A 21152-nucleotide genomic window follows, 5' to 3' on the forward strand; every position below is an offset into this window, starting at 1 on the left:
ACCCGTCCCATTATCGGCAGCCCTTCCGATTTGTAATCTTCAAATAGGCCCCATTATTGGCGGCTATTCCTGTGATAAAGCACCCTAAGGTGGCGGAGATCGGCTCGACCACCCGGACTTGATGACTGGCCAGGGTTTCCGTCATCGGTGCTCAATGATAATTGACGATCAGGCCCAGCCCCTGAACGAGCACCGCCTGCCGCTCGCCCGGCGGCAGTTCAAAACGAAACTGCCAGGGTGAGGCTGCATCCAGCGGTACATCCATCCGATTGCCGCCTTGCCTCCCCGGCACCCGCATACAGAAGCTGTCCTGACACAGCCAGGCCCTCACCGCCTGCCCCTGAGCCACGCGATAGTGCCAGCGCACGCTGACGATCCGTCGTCCCGCCAGCCGTTCCGGCTCGGACGCCCCCAGCGGAGCAGACACATACTGGCGTCCGGGCACCGCCACCCGAACCGCAGGCGCACTCGCCACCCAGCTGCCCGCCGCGGCCATCGCCCCGGTCGTCGGCAGCAGCATCAGGCTCAACCAGCCGGCCCACAGCACTCGGCTCACGGCAACAGCACCAGCAATTCAATGCCGAACAGCTCCGCCGCCACCTGCCGCACGTTGTTCAACAGGCCCCGGCTGGAGCGGAGCGGCGGATGCAGGGCCAGCAGGCGCTTCGGACCCGGCTGTCGCGACAGCTGCTGCAGCACCCGATAGGCCCTCCTGAAGCCTTCTTCATCCGTATCGATCCACAGGGCCCAGCGCCGCTGCTGGCCCGCCAGCAGTTCGAGGTAGCCACTGTCCGCATCCAGCGGGACGATGCGCCAGGAATCTGCTTCCCCGACCCAGCGCTTGCCCTGGGCGGCCCAGTGTGCCAGCGCGGCTTTCGCCCGGGCGAGCTGCTCCGGTGAGCCGTCCTTCAGGCCCACCAGCATCAAGGTGGTCTTGTCTGGTGGGCGAACCGGGGCGGATGAGGCCGGTGGGACTGCCGCCTCAAGTGTCGGCGGCTCATCAACCCGGGGCTGCCGGGCCTGCACCCAGCGCCTCAGCCCCGCCGCCTGATCCGCCCCGCTCACCCCGGCGCCACCGTGCCGAATATGCCCATCTGCCGGATGGCGTCACGGGCGGTAAACAGGTGCACCAGGGCATCGAGCAGCACCCGGCCGTTGCACGAGCGACGCCGGCCCAACAGGCTGATCAGCTGGGCGCGCACATCCATGGCCCAGTCGGCCTGGGTCTGTTCAAGCTGGCAGGCCAACGACGCCAGGCTGGCCGAGAGGAACCGCATCAGCTCACCGTCGGTACCCGCCAAGCCGGCGGCATCCAGCTGGCTCCACGCCTGCCGGGTCAGGACGGACACTTCGTCACGGCGCAACTGCTCGCACAGCAAGGCGATGCTGTCATCATCCTCGCCGTACACAGGGGCCAGCCAATAACGCCGGCCCAGCACCAGTCCGCTATCAAGCGCGCGCAGCTCCCCGCCCCAGGCCTGCAGCATTTCCCCGCTGCTTTTTACCGTCACCGGCCAGCGACTCAGCTCAACCTGTACCGGCTGCCCCCGATAACGGCCTTCGTGGCTGTGAGCCGGTTCCGGCTGTTTCGGCAACTGGGCCAGGGTCTGGCGCTCGCCCCGGAACCGGACCCGGGTATTGGCATGGGCCACCGCCAGCCAGGGCAACTCCCGCTCCTCCAGCCATTGCCAGGCACCGGGGTCGGGTATGCCAGACAAGATATGAGCCCTGACCCCCAGGGAGTCGGCAACCCAGGCCAGATGGCTGGCGAGATCCATGCCCGAGCGGCGCGACAACGGCAACGGCAGGCCCCTCCCGGCCAGCACCAGATCGGGCATGACCCAGGAGCAGCCGGGCGCCGGACGCTGCCGTGCCCACAGCACAGTGTCCCAGTCCAGCTCGGGGACTGCGCCGCACAAGGCGGACAGCCGTTGCGACTGTACGCTCACCGGCAAGGAACTCAGCTCCCAGGCTTGCTGCAGCAGGGCAAATCCCGGCAGTTGCTCGGCCAGGGTCGTCAGGGTGGCGGCCAGAGCCCGGCCCTGGCCCAGCAGGTTGCGCGACCAGTGCTCCGACCGCTCCGGCGTTTCCATCAGCGGCGCGGTGTCATCGGCCGCGCCCGGTCCCACCGCCAGCCCCTGCCGTATCAGGCTGCGAGGCTCGACCGGAACAAGATCCTCCGGTACCCGCTGGCCACAGGAGACCCAGTGCGGCCGCAATCCCTGGCGTATGACGGTATCCAGCAGCGGGCCCAGCCGGGCCGCTTCATCCTGCTTGGTCAGCACGCAGTCTTCGAGCCGGGCCCCGGCGGCCCGGGCCGCCTTGCCGTAGGTCTCGACCACTTCCGCCAGCGTTTCTCCCTGGCTGGCGGCATTGAGCAGCAGCAACAACCGCACCGGTTGCCCGCCGGCGCGCAGCTGGGCGACCTGCTCCACCAGCCGTTGATCACGCTGACTCATGCCCACCGTATCCACCAGCACCAGTCGCTTGTGCGCCAGCCCGGCCAGCAGTGCCTCGAGCGAATCGCCCTCGGCCAAGGCGTGCATCTCGACGCCCAGGATCTCCGCATAAATGCGCAGCTGCTCCTGAGCCCCGACCCGGTAACTGTCGGTACTGACCAGGGCCAGCCCGTCGCCGCCATGGCGCATCACATAGTGGGCGGCCAGCTTGCCCGTAGTGGTGGTCTTGCCGACCCCGGTCGGACCGATCAGGGCGATCAGCCCGCCGCCGTCCAGCAACTCGAATTCACTGTGCGGCACCGGCAGCCGGGCACACAGCTGGCGCTCCAGCCACTCCATGGCCGCCGCCTGCGGCGCTTGGGCCAGCTCCGGCGGCAGGCCGGCCAGTACTTCCGCCGCCAGCCGCTGGCTGAACCCAGCCCCCAGCAGGCAGCGCCGCAACCGGGCCTGGGCGCTATCGGCTGCCTCCGGCACCGGCTGGATGGGGTGGCGACTCAGCAATTCGCGCATCCCCTGCATTTCACTCAACAAACGCGAGCCCAGGGCCGAAAAATCCGTTTCCTCCGCCGGTGATGGCCGTGTCGACGCTGCGGGCGGCACGGAGGGCGTTGAAGGCACAGACATGGCCGGGCTCCCTGCCGCCGGCGGGGAAGCCGCCTCTGGCATTGTCGTCTTCGCTGCCGGGGACGCCACCGCGCCGCCGGTCATGGGCGCCACATCCTGCTCCGCCATCGCCAGGATCTCGACGCCCTCCGCCACCTGACGGGAAGCCAGGATCAGGGCATCCTCACCCAGGGCGACACGTACCTGGCGCATCACCTCCCGGTTGTTGGCCCCCACAAAACGTTGCACGCTCATTTATTGTCCTCCTACCAGGCTGGTGACCCTCAGGGTCCGGTCATTGGGGATCTCGGCCTGGGACATCACCACCAGATATTTCAATCGTCGACGCAGGAAGCGCGCCAGCAGGGCGCGCACACTATGCTGGACCACCAGCACCGGCGGCTCCCCGACCGCTTCCTGTCGCTCCAGCGCCGCCTGGGTTTGCTCCATCAGGGTTTCGGCCAGTCCCGGCTCCAGTCCGCCGCCGTTGTGCAGGGCCTGCATTAATACCTGCTCCAGGCCCGCCTCCAGCCCAAGCACACGCAACTCCCGCTGGCCCGCGAACCATTGCTGGGTAATGCCGCGCCCGAGCGCGGTACGCACCTGTGCGGTCAGCTCAAAGACATCGGACTGCTGACCGGCATGTTCCGCCAGGGTGTCGAGTATGGTACGCATATCCCGGATAGAGACTTCCTCATCCAACAGGTTCTGCAGCAGGCGCTGCAACTGGGTCAGGGAAACCAGCTTGGGCACCACATCCTCGACCAGCGCCTTGTTATCCCCCGCCAGCTTGTCAAGCAGGTGCTGGACCTCCTGGCGGCCGAGCATCTCGGAGGAATGCTGTTGCAGCAGGTGATTGAGGTGGGTGGCCACCACCGTGCTGGCATCCACCACCGTATAGCCATAGACCTGGGCATGTTCACGCTGTCCGGCATCGATCCAGACGGCCGGCAGACCAAAGGCCGGATCCCGGGCCGGGGTGCCCTCCAGGCTCCCCGAGACCTGACCGGGATCGATGGCCAGCCATTTTCCCGGAAACACCTCGGCCCTGCCGATTTCCGCGCCCTTGAGGGTGATCACATAGCTGTTCGGGCTCAGCTCCAGGTTGTCGCGGATATGTACCACGGGCGGCAGGAAGCCGATGTCTTGGGCGAATTTCTTGCGCACGCTCTTGATACGCCCGAGCAACTCTCCCTGCTGGCGTTGATCGACCAGGGGGATCAGCCGGTGACCCACTTCCATGCCCAGGGTATCGACCAGCTGGACATCGTCCCAGCTGGCTTCCGGCGTTTCCGGGGCGGGCAACAACGGCTTATTCACCACCTCCTCGGTGAGTTGCTGCTCGTTGCGACGCAGGGTCCACCAGGCCAGGGCACCCAGCAGGACGGTAAACAACAGGAACACGAAGTTGGGCATGCCCGGCACCAGCCCCAGCAGCCCCATCACGCAGGCGGACAGGATCATCACCTGGGGGCTGACGAACAGCTGGCCGAGCATTTGCTGGCCCACATCCTGCTCGGTGTTGACCCGGGAGACGGTCACGCCGGCGGCGGTGGAGATCACCAGGGCCGGGATCTGCGCCACCAGGCCGTCACCTATGGCCAGCAGCACATAGGTCTGCGCCGCGTCCCCGAAGCCCATATCATGCTGGAGCACGCCGATCAGCAGGCCGCCGAGGATGTTGACCGCCATGATCACCAGACCGGCCACCGCATCACCGCGCACGAATTTGCTGGCACCGTCCATAGAGCCGTAGAAATCGGCTTCCTGGGAGACCTCGGACCGCCGCCGACGGGCCTCGTCCTCGGCGATCAGGCCGGCATTCAGATCCGCGTCTATGGCCATCTGCTTGCCGGGCATGGCGTCCAGCGTGAAGCGGGCGCCCACTTCCGCGATACGCCCGGCACCCTTGGTGATCACCATGAAGTTGATGATCACCAGGATCAGGAACACCACCAGGCCCACCGCGAAGTTACCGCCGACCAGGAACTGGCCGAAGGCCTCGATGACCTTGCCGGCGGCGTCGCCCCCCATGTGTCCCTCCATCAGCACCACCCGGGTGGAGGCCACGTTCAGTGACAGGCGCAGCAGGGTGGTGAACAGCAACACGGCGGGGAAGGCGGCGAAATCGAGCGGCTTCTGGGTGAACATGCTGACCAGCAGCACCATGATCGCCAACGCGATATTGAAGGTGAAAAACAGATCCAGGGCGAACGGCGGCAGCGGCAGGATCATCATCGACAGTATCATGATGATCAGAACCGGGCCGGCCAGCACTTTCAGCTGTCCGTCGTTGACCCCGTTAAAACGCGCCAGATGGCGGCTCAGCCCCTTCATTCAGCTTCCTCTCGTAATTGGCTTCGGACTTTCGGTTCGACCAGCTCGGGCGGCACCGGCAGGTCGCGCGGCGTGGCGGGCGGCTCGCCGCCCTGCTCCCGCACCCGCTTGAGCTGGAAGGCCCAGGCCAGTACCTCCGCCACCGCGGTATACAGCGCCAGGGGGATCTCCCGATCCAGATCCACATGGTGATACAGCGCACGGGCCAGCGGCGGCGCCTCCAACAGCGGCACCCTGTGCTCAAGGCCCAGTTCGCGGATCCTCGCCGCCACCGCATCGGCCCCCTTGGCGACGACCCTGGGAGCCGCCATCTTGCCGTCCTGGTAACTCAGGGCCACCGCATAGTGAGTGGGGTTGGTGATAATCACATCGGCCTCCGGTACCTTGCTCATCATGCGATTACGGGCCATGGCCTGCTGCTGGGCACGGATACGTCCCTTAACATGGGGATCGCCGTCGGACTCCTTGTGCTCGCGCTTGATCTCTTCCTTGCTCATGCGCAGTTTCTTGCCGTGGCTCCATAGCTGATAAGGCACGTCGATCAGCACCACCACGATCAGGGTCAACACCATCAGGCCACAGGCCAGGGCCGCCAGTTGCATGGCATTGGCCAGTGCCTGCGGCACCGGTTGCTCCATCAGCGACATCAACTCGCCGCGCTTGGACATCAGGAAAAAAATCGCCACGCTGCCCACCAGCACCGACTTGGCCACCGCCTTGGCCAGCTCCGCCAGCGACTGGCTGGAAAAGAGCCGCTGCAGCCCCTTGACCGGATTGAGCTTGGAAAATTGCGGTGTCAGTGATTTGGCGGAGAGCAGCCAGCCCCCCAGCAATGCCGGTGCCGCCAGTGCCAGTACCGTCAGCAGCAGAAACAGGGGCAGCAAGGCCACCAGGGTACGCTGGCCCAGCTCCAGGGCATGGGAAAGCATCACCATGCCATCAAACGCCTGCCGGCGTTCGAACATAAAAGACTGCTCCATCACCAGCCCCAGCTGATCATAGAGGCTGCCGCCCATGGCCCACAGGCCCATGACTCCCCCGAGCAGCAACAGGAAGGTGGCCAGCTCCCGGGAACGGGCGATCTGGCCTTCCTCGCGGGCCTTTTCTATTCGTCGGGGCGTCGCGGCTTCTGTTTTATCCTGATCACTGGTCTCGTCGGCCATGGTATCGGGTCTGTTCGGGCAGGCGTCGGTTAAATGGTCGCCATTGTCGGGAAAGCGCACCCGGTTCGATACGCCGAACAACGCAGCGAATCATGCCTTATTCCCAATACCCGGCTCCCTCATGAGCATGGGGAGCAAAAAAATGAGCAATGCGGAAGGGGAAAAACACGCCGGTCGCATCAAACCGGCGTGGCTTACGGCTCAGAAGCCCAGCTCGTCCAGCAGGGCGTCGACCTGATCCTGGCTGCTGACCACATCTGGACCATCGGGTTTTATCTGGGGTCCGTTCAGCAGGGGGGATTCCCGCTGCTTGTCGTCGGCGGCCCACTGCTCCTCCAGGCGGCTGCGCGTGGCGTCACCACAGAGCCCCTCCGGAACGCTGTCGAGCAGCGTCTGTACCAGCTGGTGCTCGATCTCCCGGATCACCTCCATCATCCTCTTGATCACCTGCCCGGTCAGGTCCTGAAAATCCTGAGCCATCATGATCTCGAGCAGCTCGGCATTGGTCGCCCGGGTTTTTTCCGGTACCGAACTCAGATAGTCGCGGGTTTCGGTCACCAGCTCCCGGGCCTGTTCCAGCTCGAGCGGTGACTCGAACCAGGTCTGCCAGCGCCGGTCCAGTTCTTCGGCGCGCGCTTCGATTTCGTTCTGGAGAGGCTGTGCCCTGTCGATGGCGTTGAGTGCACGCTCGGCGGCCTGTTCGGTCATGGTCGCCACATAGCTGAGCCGGTCCCGGGCATCGGGGATCGCCTGGGCCGCCTTCACTATGTCCTTGTCCAGACCCAGTTCCCGCATGCTGTCACGCAGCATGCGCGTCAATTGACCGATGCGGGTGATCAGGTCGTCGGTACCGGCGCCGCCGGGGGCGATTTTCGGCTGAGCATCTCCACTCATAATCACTTCTCCTCCCTGGGGTTAAGCCCCTTTATCCCGTTATCATTGCGTTATTTGCCCAGTTTTTCGAAGATCTTGTTCAGCTTTTCTTCCAGGGTCGCGGCGGTAAACGGCTTGACCACATAACCGCTGGCCCCGGCCTGGGCGGCGGCGATGATGTTTTCTTTCTTGGCTTCGGCGGTCACCATCAGTACTGGCAGGTGCTTCAGGCTGTCGTCGGCGCGGATCTCCTTGAGCATCTCCAGGCCATCCATATTGGGCATATTCCAGTCAGACACCACGAACTCGAAACCACCCGCTTTCAGCTTATTCAGCCCATCGCGACCGTCTTCCGCTTCATCCACATTGGTAAAACCCAGTTCTTTCAACAAGCTGCGTACGATACGGCGCATGGTGGGGAAATCATCGACCACCAGTATGCTCATGTTCTTGTCGGCCATCTCTTGTCCTCGTGTGTATGGCTATTACCTGGCCGGCGCACCGCCGGCCGACTATTCAGAATGCTTCCCAGTTTTCTTCAAGGGTCGCCGGGCGACCGGCGGCCGGCAGGCTCTTTATCCGGGGTTGCCGCTCCGTGGCCGGCAAAGCGTCCTCATGGGACGGCTCCAGTATGCCGCCCGGCAAACGGAACACGGCCACCGCCCGTTCGAGCCGGTTGGCCTGATCTTCCAGCGAAGCGGCGGCGGCGGCGGCCTCCTGCACCAGGGACGCATTCTGCTGGGTAACTTCGTCCATCTGGCCGACGGCCAGGCTGACCTGCTCGATACCCTCACTCTGCTCCTGGGAGGCGGCGGAAATCTCATCCATGATATCGGTGACCCGTTTTACCGCCGCGACTATCTCCGCCATGGTCTCACCGGCCTGCTCCACCAGCTTGGAACCTTGCTGAACCTGCACCGCCGAGTTCTCTATCAGCCCCTTGATTTCCCGTGCCGCCTCGGCGCTGCGCCCCGCCAGGTTGCGCACTTCTCCCGCCACCACGGCAAACCCCCGGCCCTGTTCGCCGGCCCGGGCCGCCTCTACCGAGGCATTCAGCGCCAGGATATTGGTCTGGAAAGCAATGGAGTCGATAAGGCCGGTGATATCGGCGATTTTCTTCGAGCTGTCGGAGATCCGGAACATGGTGCTGACCACCTGTTCGACGACTTCTCCGCCCCGGACCGCGGTATGGGAGGCATCCAGCGCCAGGCCGCTGGCCTGGCGGGCGTTATCCGCGTTCTGTTTGACGGTGGACGTCAGCTGCTCCATGCTGGCCGCGGTTTCTTCCAGGGAGGCGGCCTGTTGCTCGGTGCGCGATGACAGGTCCGCGTTGCCGCTGGCGATTTCCCGGGTCCCCAGATGGATGGCGCCGCTGCTGTCGCGCACCGTGCCCACCGTGGCCTGCAGCCCCTGCTGCATATCGCGCATGGCGGCGAACAGCTGGCCGATCTCGTTCTTGCTCAGGACCCTTATTTCACGGGACAGATCAGACTTGGCGATATGCTGCAGGTTACTCACCGCGGTGTGCAACGGCCCGATGATCACCTTGCGCAGGCCGACATACACGCCACCCAAGATCAGGACCGTTAACGACAGTACCAGCAGCCCCACCCAGGTAAAACGCGCAATCTGGGTCTCGTAGCCGGTCATCAGCTCACGCCCGCGCCCATCGGCGTAACTCACGAAGCTGGCCATGCTCTCCGCCAGGGTATTGCTGGCTTCAATCGCCTGTTCACGCAATTTCTTGACCCGCTCGACGTCAAAACCGGCCAGCGCCGCCTGCTGCTCTTCCATCAGGCTCATCATCACCCGAAAATCCGCACCCAGGCTGTCGGCCAGTGCCTTGCCCTCTGCGGTTTTTTCACTGTTCAGAAACTGCTCCAGCGCCCTATCAGCGCTGACCAGCAGCGTTTGCGCATGGCCGGTAAATTCCTTGCTGTTGCCGAGCCGGCCGTCACCGAAATGGGTCAGGGCCACTTCCAGGTTGAAACGGGCACGGTTGAGATCCGCCTCGGCACGGCTGATGCTGTTGAGCTGCTCGACATTGATCTTATAAAGGGTCTGGATGGCGCCATCCGCCATGCGGCTCGCGCCGATCCCAAGGGCGGCAATCACGCAGATAAACAAGGTAAAACATAGCATCACTCCGCTCATGGCCGTATTGATGCTCATATTACGCAGTAGTCTGGTCATACATACTTCCTGGTTAAATGGGGAATGCTTTATCGACTGGGCTCATACCCGCTGCGCCCGACCGGAGGCGGACACCAGCGCCATCAGCCGCGACGCTATCTGTTCCAGCGGCACCACTTCGTCGGCGCCGCCGAGGGCGATCGCTTCCCGCGGCATGCCGAATACCACACAGCTGGCTTCATCCTGAGCCAGGGTTCTGGCTCCCGCCCTGTGCATCGCCAGCAGCCCGGCCGCCCCATCCTTGCCCATGCCGGTCAGGATGACGCCGATGGCGTTACGCCCGGCATGGGCCGCCGCCGAATGGAACAGAACATCCACCGATGGGCGATGACGGTTAACCGGCTCCCCATGGTCCAGGCTGGCGATATAGTTGGCACCGCTGCGGGCCAGTTTGAGGTGTGCCTCGCCCGGCGCTATATAGGCGTGACCAGGCAGGATCCGCTCGCCATCCTCGGCTTCCTTGACGGTAATGCTGCACAATTTATTCAGCCGCTCGGCGAACGAGCGGGTAAAGCCACCGGGCATATGCTGGGCGATCAGAATGCCCGGGCTGTTGGCCGGCAGGGGTTCGAGCAGGGTACGGATGGCCTCGGTACCGCCGGTGGAGGCACCGATGATCAGCAGCTTCTCGCTGGAGATCAGCGGCGCCCTGAGCGGCGCCTGTGCCCGTTCGGGCATGGGTCGCGACTGGCGGGGCCGGGAACAGGCGGCAGCACGTATTTTTTCGGCAATCAGCTCCCCGTATTCGAGCATGCCGCTGCGGATGCCCAACGACGGCTTGGCGATGAAATCCAGCGCACCCAGCTCCAACGCCCGCAGCGTGACCTCCGAGCCGGCCTGGGTCAGGGACGACACCATCAGCACCGGCATGGGCCGCAGCCGCATCAGTCGCTCGAGAAAGTCGAGCCCGTCCATGCGCGGCATTTCCACATCCAGGGTCAATACATCCGGGTTATGGCGTTTGATCAGATCACGGGCGACCAGCGGATCCGGGGCGACCGCGACCACCTCCATATCGTCGTGTCCATTGATAATTTCACGCAACAGATCGCGAATCAGCGCCGAATCGTCGACGCACAGCACCTTGATCTTGGCTGCACTCAAGGCAGTACTCCTTTTGTGACATACGGCTACCCTTGTATCGGCCACTCGGGGCCGAACTTTAGGATGTGCCCCGTAACTGTGCATAAATGACGTCGAGGCGGTACCACCGCAGGGCAAGACGCGCACCGTGCGGTTTGGCGACGCCAAATCCGCGGGCCGCGCACTTCCTGCCTGGCGCCTGCTGCCTTGCTCGCGTCCGGTCGAGGCAGAGACGATATCATCAACAGTAACGGGACCCCCCTAAGCTCGGGAGGCCAATTCGTAGACGGTCTGGCCGCGCAGGCGAAACGCCTGGCTGGTGTAGGAAAAATTTTCGGAATGTCCGGTGAACAGCAAACCATCCGGTTTGAGCAGGGGGGCAAAACGGGACAGGATGCGGGCCTGGGTCGCCTTGTCGAAATAGATCATCACATTACGGCAGAAAATCGCGTCGAAAGGGCCGCTCACCGGCCATTGGGGTGACAACAGGTTCAGCGGTCCAAATTCGACCATGGCCGCTAGCTCGGGGCGCACCTTCGCCAGGCCGGCTTTATCACCCTTGCCGCGCATAAAGAAGCGCTTGATCCTGACTTCGTCGAGCTTCTGCACCTGCTCCAGGGGGTAGACGCCGGCCCTGGCCTGCGCCAGGGCATCGGTGTCGATATCGGTCGCCACCACCCGGGCCTCATTAGCCCGGTGGCCCAGCGCCTCCTGCAAGATCATGGCGATGGAGTAAGGCTCTTCCCCAGTGGAAGCGGCGGCGCTCCACACCCGCACCGGCCCGCTCCGGCCCGTCACATGACGCGCCAACAGAGGAAAGTGGTGCGCCTCCCGGAAAAACGCCGTGAGGTTGGTGGTCAGGGCATTGGTAAAGGCCCCCCATTCCCCCGTCAGCCCCTCCTGCTTCAGCAAGGCCAGATACTGGCTGAAATGGGTCATACCATGATGGCGCAGGCGCCTGGCAAGACGGCTGTAGACCATATTGCGCTTGTTGGCGACCAGCACTATGCCCGCATGCCGGTGGATCAACTCGCAGATATGGGTGAAATCCGCCTGGGTCATCACCAGATCCCGTTCAATCAGCTGCTCACTAGGCTCGGGTCTTACTGCCTCGGGCGCGGCTTCCGGCAACCAGGTCGGGCTCAAAAGGCCTCCCATTCTTCAAGTTCAGCCGCCGGTCGCCGGGCCGGCAGGCTGTGGACGGACGCCTTCTCCTTGGGAGGACGGGCCACGGGTTGCAGCGCCCGCACCCGGGGATGATCCTGCCGCGCCGCGTTGACAGCCACGGCCGACTCGGGCTGCTGCTTGCTGCCCTGCAGGCGGAACGCGCTTACCGAATTGCCGAGATGCTCAATTTGCACCTGCAGCTCGGTCGCCGCATGGGCGGAAGCCTGTACCCGCGCCGCGTTCTGCTGGGTCACCTCATCCATCTGCGACACCGCCTGGTTGATCTGGCCTATCCCCGCGCTCTGCTCTTCGGAAGCGGCGGAGATTTCCCCCATGATGTCGTTGACCCGGGTCACCGACTCCACCACTTTTTCGATGGACTGCTCGGCGCGACGCACCAGCTCGGCACCATTGACTATCTCATCGGATGAACTGTCGATCAGGCGGCGGATTTCCTTGGATGCATCGGCGGAGCGCCCCGCCAAGTTACGCACCTCGCCGGCGACCACCGCGAAACCGCGGCCCTGCTCACCGGCACGGGCGGCCTCCACCGAGGCATTCAACGCCAGGATATTGGTCTGGAAGGCAATCGAATCGATCACATTGATGATGTCGGTCATCTTGCGGGAACTGTCGGTGATGCGACCCATGGTATCGACCACCTGTCCCATCACGGCGCCGCTTTCGCCCACCGTCTGCGACGCCGCCCCGGCCAGGGTACTGGCCTGACGCGCATTGTCGGCATTCTGTTTCACCGTCGCCGTCATCTGCTCCAGGCTGGCCGCGGTTTCCTGCAATGAAGCCGCCTGCTGCTCGGTGCGCGATGACAGATCCTCGTTACCGCTGGCAATATCCCGCGCCGCCGGAGTCACCACGGAAATACCGTCATACACATCCGTCACTATGCTCCCCAGGCTCTTGCGCATAATATTCAGCGCCTGCATCAGCTGACCGGCTTCGTCATTGCGGTGCCTGGGCATTTCGGCGCCCAGGTTGCCGACCGCGATCTGCAGGGTGAAGTTCATCGAATCACGCAACGGCCGGAGCAGGGCGCGCATGGTGAGCCCCCCTTGGATGCACAGCACCAGCAGCCCCAGCCCCAGCACCGCCCCCTGGGCGAGCAACATCAGCCGTTGCTCCTGCCGGGCCTGCTGCGCCATGGCTTCCGCCGCCTCCTGCTTGGCGGTGATCAGCCCGTTGATGCGCTCGGACAGTACGCCGCCTTCCGCGTTCAAGCGTTCGGTGACATCCTTGAGGGTGACATAAATTTCGTAAGGATCGTCACCACCCAGCTTTTCGGCGATCATCAGCAGGCCGTCCTGCAGATATGTATCCAGCAGCGCGCCAAATTCGGCGGCCGCTGTCGTCTGGTTGACCGCCCTGGCCGTATACTCCGTCCAGATATTCTCCATATCGGCAGACATCTGCCTGACTTCGGCCAACAGGGCCGCCTTATCCCCGCCCATCAGCTCCATGCTCGAACGGGAGAAATGCTGGCGCCCCTGTATGGTCAGCTGATCCATACGTTGCAGGCGGGCCACGTCCTCCAGCCCGTCCCGGGTAAGATCATTGAAACGCTGGCTGGAGGTCTGCAGGCCATAGAGCCCCATACCACCTGCAAATATCAGCAGCAGCGCCGCCATCGCTATCATGGCGGTGAGGCGTGCCCGCAGCGATTGCAGGTTGAACCGGCGGATCCTGCCGAGCAGACCGCGGCGGCGTAACTGGCCACGCTCCAGCATCAGACCGCCACCGCGTCCTTCCCGCAGCTGCGCATAGGCGCTCTCGGCCTGGGCGATCGCCTCGCGGCTGGCCTTGATCCGCACCGAGGCGTACCCCACCGTCTGCCCGTTTTCGATGATCGGGGTAACGGTGGCGTTGACCCAGTAGTGATCCCCGTTTTTGCGCCGGTTCTTGACCAGGCCGTTCCAGGTTTCGCCGGCCTTGAGCGTCGCCCACAGGTTGGCAAAGGCCGCCGGCGGCATGTCCGGATGGCGCACTATGCTGTGATGCGCGCCGAGCAGTTCCTCCCGTTCAAAGCCGCTGACTTCGACAAAGGCCGGATTGGCGTAGACGATATCGCCCTTGAGATCGGTCCGCGAGATCAGATAATGGTCATCACGGATCTGATATTCCCGGTTGGTGACCGGATGGTTATTGCGCATTTCAACACTCCTCTGGAATACCCGGCCTCAGTGCCGAAGCTGATATCCTTATCATTGGTCTAATTCCTGGCCCCACACGACGGGGGCCGGTTAGCGTATTAGGATGCGACCGGCGCCGGCAGCCACGCTGCCTCGACCGGCTGGCTCTCCTCAGCCCGGTCCACCCGGAACTGCACCACTTCGCCACTCAGGCGATCGGCCTCCTGTTGCAACGCGGTTGCCGCACCGGCAGCCTGCTCCACCAGGGCCGCATTCTGCTGGGTAACCTGATCCATCTGGGTGATGGCCTGGTTGACCTGGCCGATACCCTCGCTCTGCTCCCGCGAGGCCGAGGCGATCTCCTCCATGATGTCGGTCACCTGCTGGACCGCCGTCACTATCTCCCCCATGGTCTTGCCCGCCTCATCGACCAGCACGGTTCCCTCATCAACCTGCTGCAGGGAGGCCTCGATCAAGGAACGGATTTCCCGGGATGCCTCACCGCTGCGCTTGGCCAGGCTGTGCACCTCACCCGCCACCACGGCGAAACCGCGCCCCTGCTCACCGGCACGGGCCGCCTCCACCGAGGCATTCAGCGCCAGGATATTGGTTTGAAAGGCAATGGAGTCGATCGTCTGGATGATTTCGGTGATCTGATGGGCGCTCTGATTGATCCTGTGCATGGTGCCGACCACATCACCGACCACCTCACCGCCCCGTTGCGCCGTGTGGGCGGCCGTCACCGCCAGCTGGCTGGCCTGGCGGGCATGATCGGCATTCTGCGTTACCGTCGCCGTCAACTGCTCCATGCTGGCGGAAGTTTGCTGCAAGGCGGCGGCCTGTTGTTCGGTTCGTACCGACAAGGCCCCATTGCCATCGGCTATTTCCCTGGCACCATCCTGGATCGACTGGCTGCAGCCACGCATCCGGCCGACAATCCGTGCCAGGCTGTATTGCATGTCCGTCAGCGAGGCATACAGCTGGCCAATCTCGTTACGGCCGAGCTCCTCGACCGGCTGCGACAGATCGCCGCCGGCGATACGCCCAAAATGCACCACCATGCGCTCCAGGGGACGGATCACGTTGACGGTCACCCCCCACATCACGAAGGCAACGATGGCCACGGTGATCACCAGCACGGCCATGATGGCGAGCTTCAACCTGCCCGCGACGGACTCGAAGTCATGGAGTACATCCAGCGCACCGGCGTTCGTACTCAGGTTGAGGAGTGCGGCCGACGCCTGGCTCAAGGCGTAAAGGCCCAGCATACTCAAGGCCACCACCAGTGCGCCGAACACCGCCAGCACCAGCACCCAGCTCAGCCGTACCGTCATATTATCGAGATATTTCACCTGAACTCCCTACCATCATGGCTCTCCAGCAACTATCGGCCGCCCCACAGAAAACTTGAGCGAACAGCCGGGCTCTCCTCCCCCGGTCAACTCGCCGTTACTCAGTCCGCAACCTGTTCGACCAGCGCCATTTCCTCACCGGTCAGCAGCTTGTCGATATCCACCAACACCAGCATCCGCTCACCCACGCTGCCGAGGCCGCTCAGATAGTTGGACGACAGCGCCACCCCGAACTCGGGGGCCGGCTTGATCTGCTCGGGCGTCAGCGTCATCACGTCCGACACCCCGTCGACCACTATGCCCACTACCCGCTCGCCCACATTGACCACGATCACCACCGTCTGCACCCCGTATTCGATCGAATCTAAGGAAAACTTGATGCGCAGATCGACGATGGGCACGATCACGCCCCGCAGGTTGGTTACGCCCTTGATAAAGTCCGGCACATTGGCGATACGGGTCACATTTTCGTAACTGCGGATCTCCTGCACCTTGAGGATATCGATGGCGTATTCTTCGGTGCCGAGGGAGAACACCAGGAATTCACGGCTTTGGGCCTCGACGGCCGCGGTATTGATATTACTCATGCGGATACTACCTCCTTCAAAAGCATCGGCTTGACGGACTCGGCAGCCCGGCCCGCCTCTTTCTTGACATGACTCAAACGGTGCATGTCGGCGATATCCAAGATCAACGCTACGCTGCCGTCACCGAGTATGGTGGCAGCGGACACACCCGGCACCTTGCGATAATTGGTTTCCAGATTCTTGACCACCACCTGCTGCTGGCCGAGCAACTCATCCACCAGCAGGGCATAGCGGCGCCCCTCCCCCTGTACTATTACCGCTATGCTGTCGGTGGGCTCGGTCTGGGCATCGGCCACATCCAGCACCTGGTGCACGGCGATCACCGGCAGGTATTCCTCCCGGACCTTCAGCAGCACACCTTCGCGCGCCATGGCGTACAGGTGGTCGTGGGTCGGCTGCAGTGACTCGATCACCGCGCTCAGCGGCAGGATGAACACCTCGCCGCCGACCTTGATCAGCATGCCGTCGAGAATAGCCAGGGTCAGGGGCAGCACGATGCGGGTGGTGGTGCCCTGGCCCGCTCTCGACAACAGTTCCACATGGCCACCCATGGCCTGGATATTACGCTTGACCACATCCATGCCGACACCACGTCCGGACACATCGCTGACCTGCTCGGCGGTGGAAAAGCCGGGCGCGAAGATCAGCTGCCAGACCTCGTCGTCACTCATGTTGTCGGAGACATTCAGGCCGTTGGCCCGGGCCTTGGCCAGCAACTTGCCCCGGTTCAGGCCGGCGCCATCGTCACTCACCTCGATGAGGATATTGCCGCCCTGATGTTGGGCCGACAGGGTCAGCCGGCCGGCTCGCGGTTTGCCCGCCGCTTCCCGAGCCTCGGGCCCCTCGATTCCGTGATCGAGGCTGTTGCGTACCAGGTGGGTCAAGGGGTCGATGATGCGCTCGGTCAGGCTCTTGTCCAACTCGGTGGACTCCCCCAGGGTGAGAAGCTCCACGTCCTTGTCGAGCTTGGCGGCCAGATCCCGAACCAGGCGGGGAAAACGGCTGAACACATAATCCATCGGCACCATGCGGATCGACATCACCGCTTCCTGCAGATCCCGGGCATTACGTTGCAGCAGGTTCATGCCGTTGAACAGGGCGCTGTGGCTGCCCCCGTCCAGCTCGCTCACCGTCTGCACCAGCATCGACTGGGTGATGATCAGCTCCCCCACCAGGTTGATAATCTGGTCGACCTTGTCTACCGGCACGCGGATGGAGGCCGTCTCGGCCCCCTTGCCACCGCCGCCGGGCTTGTCACCCCGTCGCCGGGCCGGCGCGGGGGCGCCGGCCGGTTTGATGTCATCAACCGGCGCCGGTACGGGAGCCTGAACTTCGGGCTCAGTGGCGATCGCCGCCACTTCAACCGGGGCCGCCACTGTCGACGAACGGATTTCCAATTGTTCCGGTTCGACGATAAAGCACATCACCGCCTCTATATCGTCGGCGCTGGCGGTGGTGTTCAACGCAATTTCATAGCGATCGTCCTGCTCCCGGGTCGCGACGATATCACCGAACAGCTTCAGCTCTTCCTGCAGCAACTGGCGATCCTTGTCGGCCACTCCGCGCAGCACCACCGCAAGGTTGCCCCCCTCGAGGCTGGCAGGCTGGGGCCGATGTTCCGCTTCGCTCACCGGCGCTTCGGCAACCACCGCCGGTGCTGGCGCTGGAGCGGCCTGTCCGGCGTCGCCGAGCCGCTGCCCGATCTCCTCCTGCGCCAGCTGCTGCAATACCCGGCAGATACGCTCATAGGCCTCGGGATCCGGTTCGGTTCCCCGGCGATAGGTATCCAGTTGGTCGTGCAGCATATCTTTGGCCTCAAGAAAGGTATCGACGATATCCCGGCGCAGTTTCAGCTCCCCGCGCCGGGTGTGATCAAGCAGGTTTTCGAGCAGGTGCGTGGTGTGTTGCAGGGCGTCAAAACCGAAGGTGCCGGCACCGCCCTTGATGGAATGGGCGGCACGGAAAATGGCGTTGAGCTGCTCCGCATCCGGGTCGTCGACATCCAGTTCAAGCAGGTGCCGCTCCATATCGTCGAGTAGCTCTTCGGCTTCCTCGAAAAAGGTATCGTAGAAATCGGTAATATCCATGTTCGTTTCCACATAAGTGTAGGGAAGCCGCTAGTTCCGGCTCGGTGAATCACCGGGCTGGTTACCGGCTTGGGCCAGGGGCGGGATCGCCGTCCCTGATGCGGCCGCCTGTCCGGTCAGGAAAGGCGCCGCTTGGTCTCCGCTCCCACGCATTCCCTGCGAGCGGATGGTGTCGGCCGTCTGCTCATTGAGCACCATCAGGGTGATGCGACGGTTAACCGGATCTTCCGGATCCCTGTCGTTCAGCGGCACCCGATCGGACATGCCGGCCACCCTCAGCAACTTGTCCGGATCCAGTCCCCCGGCTACCAGCTCCCGCCGCGAGGCATTGGCACGACCGCTGGACAACTCCCAGTTGCTGTAGCCACGATAACCGGCGGCATAGGCCAGGCTGTCGGTATGGCCGCTGATACTCAACTCGTTGGGCAGTTCGTTCAACAAGGGCCCCAGGGTACGTAACAGGCTACGCATATAAGGCGCCACCTGCTCGCTGCCGAGCTCAAACATGGGTCTTTGCTCGGTATCCACCAGCTGAATGCGCAACCCTTCCGGGGTGATTTCCAGGCGTATCTGGGCACGCAGTTCCCGGAGGGTTTGATCCGCCTCGATCGCCGCCTCGATCCGCCGCCGCAGCCGTCTCAAGCTCTCCTGGGAGTCGCTGGGCCGGGTTTGGCTGCGCCGGTCGATACGCATCTGTTCGCCATCCGCATGGGTCGGATCCGGGCCGCCCCCCGGGATGACGCTGGTGCTGGCGGTGCTCTTGTCGCCGCCGGCCACGGCCACCGCCAGCGGGGTGCGGAAATACTCAGCCACGCTTTCCCGCTGGGCGGCACTGGAGGAAGACAGTATCCACATCACCAGAAACAGGGCCATCAGGGCGGTCATGAAGTCGGCGAGGGCGATTTTCCAGCTGCCGCCATGGTGGTGCTTGACCACCTTCTTGCGTCGGATGATGCGGGGACGAGGCGCCTGACTCATCCCCCGCCCGCCTCCCTGGCGCCACGCACATAGTCTTCCAGCTCACTGAAGGAAGGCCGTTCGGCGGTATGCAATGCCTTGCGGCCGAACTCCACCGCCAGTTGCGGCACATAGCCGTTGAGGCTGGCCAACAGGGTCACCCGGACGCACTGCAATATCTTCACCGCCTCGGCAACCTGGCGCTCGATGCGACTGGCGAGCGGGGCGACAAAACCATAGCCCAGCAGGATACCGAGGAAGGTGCCCACCAGGGCATGGGCGATCATTTCACCCATCACGTCCGGCGAGGCATCGGCGGCGCTCAGCGCCTTGACCACGCCCATCACCGCGGCCACTATGCCGAACGCCGGCAGGCCGTCGGCGACCTTGGTCAGGGCCTCGGCGGGCACATGCGCCTCATGTTCGAACGCCTCTATTTCGTGCAGCATCAACTCGTCGAGCTCATGGGGATCCATGCTGCCGCTGATCATCAGCCGCAGATAGTCGCCTAGAAACCCCATGATCATGGGATCATTGAGGATCTTGGGATGCTCCGCAAACAGGGCGCTGTCCTGGGGATTATCGATATCCCGCTCGATGCCCAGCATGCCTTCCCGACGGACCTTGCTGAGCAACTTGAACTGCAGCGCCATCAGCTCCATGTAGGTTTCTTTGTTGTATTTGGTGGTGCGCTTGAGTCTGGAGGTCGTACTCAACGTCGCCTTGATGGCCTTACCGTTGTTGCTGGCGACAAAGGCCCCCAGGGCGGCACCGCAGATCATCAGCACCTCGAAAGGTTGATACAGGGGTCCCAGATTGCCGCCGGCCAGCCAAAAACCGCCGAACACGGAGAAGGTGACGATGATAAATCCTATGGGTATCAGCACACGCGGGTATCCTTAACTGTGATACAGCATAAACAGTGTCACTGACTCTATCGACCGGCCGGGGAATAACTTGAGGAGCGGGTGGAAAAAAACTGCGGAAAACCGACTGGCTGCCATAGGGACCAAACGGAAGGTACCTATATTTGCCCGGGCGTAAGGCGGCTCATGTCCGCCGAGCTACACCCCGGCGGCGCTGTCCACCTTGGTTTCAGGTACCGACTTGCGGGTCTTGCCCGCCCGTGAAGGCGGCTGGCAGATACCGCAGACAAAGTCCTGGCTGGGGGTATGGGCATGGGCGACGAACCGCAGGCCGCAGCTGGTACATTCCGACAGCTGGAACATCTCGCTTTCAAAAAAGCGCACCAGGGTCCAGGCCCGGGTCAGCCCCAGCACCTGCTCTGAACCGTCGAGTCGGAGCTGCTCCAGATACAGGCGGAACGCCTTGACAAAGCCCTCCATCCGCTCACAACCATGCGCCTCCGTCATTTGCAGATAGATGTTGTAGAACAGTGACGCATGGATATTGGGCAGCCAGGTGATAAACCAATCGGTGGAAAATGGCAGCAGCCCCTTGGGGGGCGACATACCCCGAACTTCCTTGTATAAGCGGATCAGCCGTCCGCGACTCAGGGAAATCTCCGTTTCCAGTACCTGGAGGCGTGCGCCCAGCTCGATCAGCTCGATGGCCATCTGCACCTGCAGCATTTCATCCACCAGACTTTTTTCTGACACTCGGCTCTCCTCCCGCTCAGCTGGACAACACCGGCGACGCCATGAACATCGCCAGATGCGTTTGGGTCAGGCCTTGCCCGCGCTGATTGCGCAGCAACGTCTCCAGCTGTGCGGCATCCTCGAAGCTGGGCCGGCTGACTAACTGATTCATGCGGGAAAGCTGGCTGATCTCTTTAATGGAAAGCGACGACAGCAGATCCGCCATCGGCTCGTCGATCTTCAACCGGAACATGGCAATGGCGCGGTCTTCACTCAATAAACGCTGTACCAATAATAAATAAGACAGGTTCAACTCCTGAATCTCATCTAGAATGCTATCTCTTTCCAATCTATTAACCCCCTGTTAGCAACGTCCAGGTATTAACCATAAAGTCAACTTTTACCGTGCGCTGCCTCTTCCTTCTATTCCACAAGACAAAAGCTGTCGTAAAACGACGTCCGAGCATACATCATCGCCACAAAAAAAATATTACTTTAGTATTAAATAAGGAGATTTTTTTGATTTAAATCAATGGTTTTTGCATTTTG

18 protein-coding genes are annotated in these 21152 nt (G+C 62.9%); all 18 read right to left on the reverse strand.

The window, feature by feature from the left end:
• Positions 1-151: 151 nt before the first annotated feature.
• Positions 152-556 carry a flagellar protein FlhE gene (locus ABD806_RS09810; protein WP_344957381.1) on the reverse strand — a complete coding sequence of 135 codons (405 nt, stop codon included), beginning with the start codon at positions 554-556 and terminating at the stop codon, positions 152-154.
• On the reverse strand, positions 553-1065 hold the full coding sequence (locus ABD806_RS09815) for a hypothetical protein (RefSeq protein WP_344957383.1): 513 nt from the start codon (positions 1063-1065) through the stop codon (positions 553-555). The genes ABD806_RS09810 and ABD806_RS09815 overlap by 4 nt, the downstream gene beginning before the upstream one ends.
• The gene (gene flhF, locus ABD806_RS09820; RefSeq protein ID WP_344957385.1) at positions 1062-3317 is read right to left on the reverse strand and encodes a flagellar biosynthesis GTPase FlhF; all 2256 of its coding nucleotides are present in this window, start codon (positions 3315-3317) and stop codon (positions 1062-1064) included. Before flhF ends, ABD806_RS09815 begins: the two co-directional genes overlap by 4 nt.
• Positions 3318-5399: a flagellar biosynthesis protein FlhA gene (flhA, locus tag ABD806_RS09825; RefSeq protein ID WP_344957387.1), complete on the reverse strand. Its 2082-nt coding sequence runs from the start codon at positions 5397-5399 to the stop codon at positions 3318-3320.
• Complete coding sequence (flhB, locus tag ABD806_RS09830; protein ID WP_344957389.1) at positions 5396-6643, reverse strand: flagellar biosynthesis protein FlhB; 1248 nt, start codon at positions 6641-6643, stop codon at positions 5396-5398. Before flhB ends, flhA begins: the two co-directional genes overlap by 4 nt.
• Positions 6644-6763: 120 nt before the next feature.
• Positions 6764-7456: a protein phosphatase CheZ gene (cheZ, locus tag ABD806_RS09835; RefSeq protein ID WP_344957391.1), complete on the reverse strand. Its 693-nt coding sequence runs from the start codon at positions 7454-7456 to the stop codon at positions 6764-6766.
• Positions 7457-7506: 50 nt separating this feature from the next.
• Positions 7507-7896, reverse strand: a complete 390-nt coding sequence (gene cheY, locus ABD806_RS09840) for a chemotaxis response regulator CheY (RefSeq protein ID WP_344957393.1) — start codon at positions 7894-7896, stop codon at positions 7507-7509.
• Positions 7897-7951: 55 nt separating this feature from the next.
• Entirely contained in the window at positions 7952-9628 is a 1677-nt protein-coding gene (locus ABD806_RS09845; protein WP_344957395.1) for a methyl-accepting chemotaxis protein, read from the reverse strand.
• 42 nt (positions 9629-9670) lie between these two features.
• Positions 9671-10732: a protein-glutamate methylesterase/protein-glutamine glutaminase gene (locus tag ABD806_RS09850; RefSeq protein WP_344957397.1), complete on the reverse strand. Its 1062-nt coding sequence runs from the start codon at positions 10730-10732 to the stop codon at positions 9671-9673.
• Between the two features lie 240 nt (positions 10733-10972).
• Complete coding sequence (locus tag ABD806_RS09855; RefSeq protein WP_344957399.1) at positions 10973-11857, reverse strand: CheR family methyltransferase; 885 nt, start codon at positions 11855-11857, stop codon at positions 10973-10975.
• The gene (locus tag ABD806_RS09860; RefSeq protein ID WP_344957401.1) at positions 11854-14043 is read right to left on the reverse strand and encodes a methyl-accepting chemotaxis protein; all 2190 of its coding nucleotides are present in this window, start codon (positions 14041-14043) and stop codon (positions 11854-11856) included. Before ABD806_RS09860 ends, ABD806_RS09855 begins: the two co-directional genes overlap by 4 nt.
• Positions 14044-14141: 98 nt before the next feature.
• The gene (locus tag ABD806_RS09865; RefSeq protein WP_344957403.1) at positions 14142-15374 is read right to left on the reverse strand and encodes a methyl-accepting chemotaxis protein; all 1233 of its coding nucleotides are present in this window, start codon (positions 15372-15374) and stop codon (positions 14142-14144) included.
• 101 nt (positions 15375-15475) lie between these two features.
• Positions 15476-15961 (reverse strand): chemotaxis protein CheW, encoded by a 486-nt coding sequence (locus tag ABD806_RS09870; RefSeq protein ID WP_344957405.1) that lies wholly within the window; start codon positions 15959-15961, stop codon positions 15476-15478.
• Entirely contained in the window at positions 15958-18048 is a 2091-nt protein-coding gene (gene cheA, locus ABD806_RS09875; RefSeq protein ID WP_344957407.1) for a chemotaxis protein CheA, read from the reverse strand. The genes ABD806_RS09870 and cheA overlap by 4 nt, the downstream gene beginning before the upstream one ends.
• A 30-nt stretch (positions 18049-18078) precedes the next feature.
• On the reverse strand, positions 18079-19026 hold the full coding sequence (gene motB / locus ABD806_RS09880) for a flagellar motor protein MotB (protein WP_344957409.1): 948 nt from the start codon (positions 19024-19026) through the stop codon (positions 18079-18081).
• Positions 19023-19892 (reverse strand): flagellar motor stator protein MotA, encoded by an 870-nt coding sequence (gene motA, locus ABD806_RS09885; protein ID WP_344957411.1) that lies wholly within the window; start codon positions 19890-19892, stop codon positions 19023-19025. Before motA ends, motB begins: the two co-directional genes overlap by 4 nt.
• Before the next feature lie 177 nt (positions 19893-20069).
• Positions 20070-20624 carry a flagellar transcriptional regulator FlhC gene (flhC, locus tag ABD806_RS09890; protein ID WP_344957413.1) on the reverse strand — a complete coding sequence of 185 codons (555 nt, stop codon included), beginning with the start codon at positions 20622-20624 and terminating at the stop codon, positions 20070-20072.
• Between the two features lie 16 nt (positions 20625-20640).
• Complete coding sequence (flhD, locus tag ABD806_RS09895; RefSeq protein ID WP_344957415.1) at positions 20641-20952, reverse strand: flagellar transcriptional regulator FlhD; 312 nt, start codon at positions 20950-20952, stop codon at positions 20641-20643.
• Between the last annotated feature and the right edge of the window lie 200 nt (positions 20953-21152).

This window comes from Zobellella aerophila (assembly GCF_039539325.1).
GTDB classification, from domain to species: Bacteria; Pseudomonadota; Gammaproteobacteria; order Enterobacterales; family Aeromonadaceae; genus Oceanimonas; species Oceanimonas aerophila.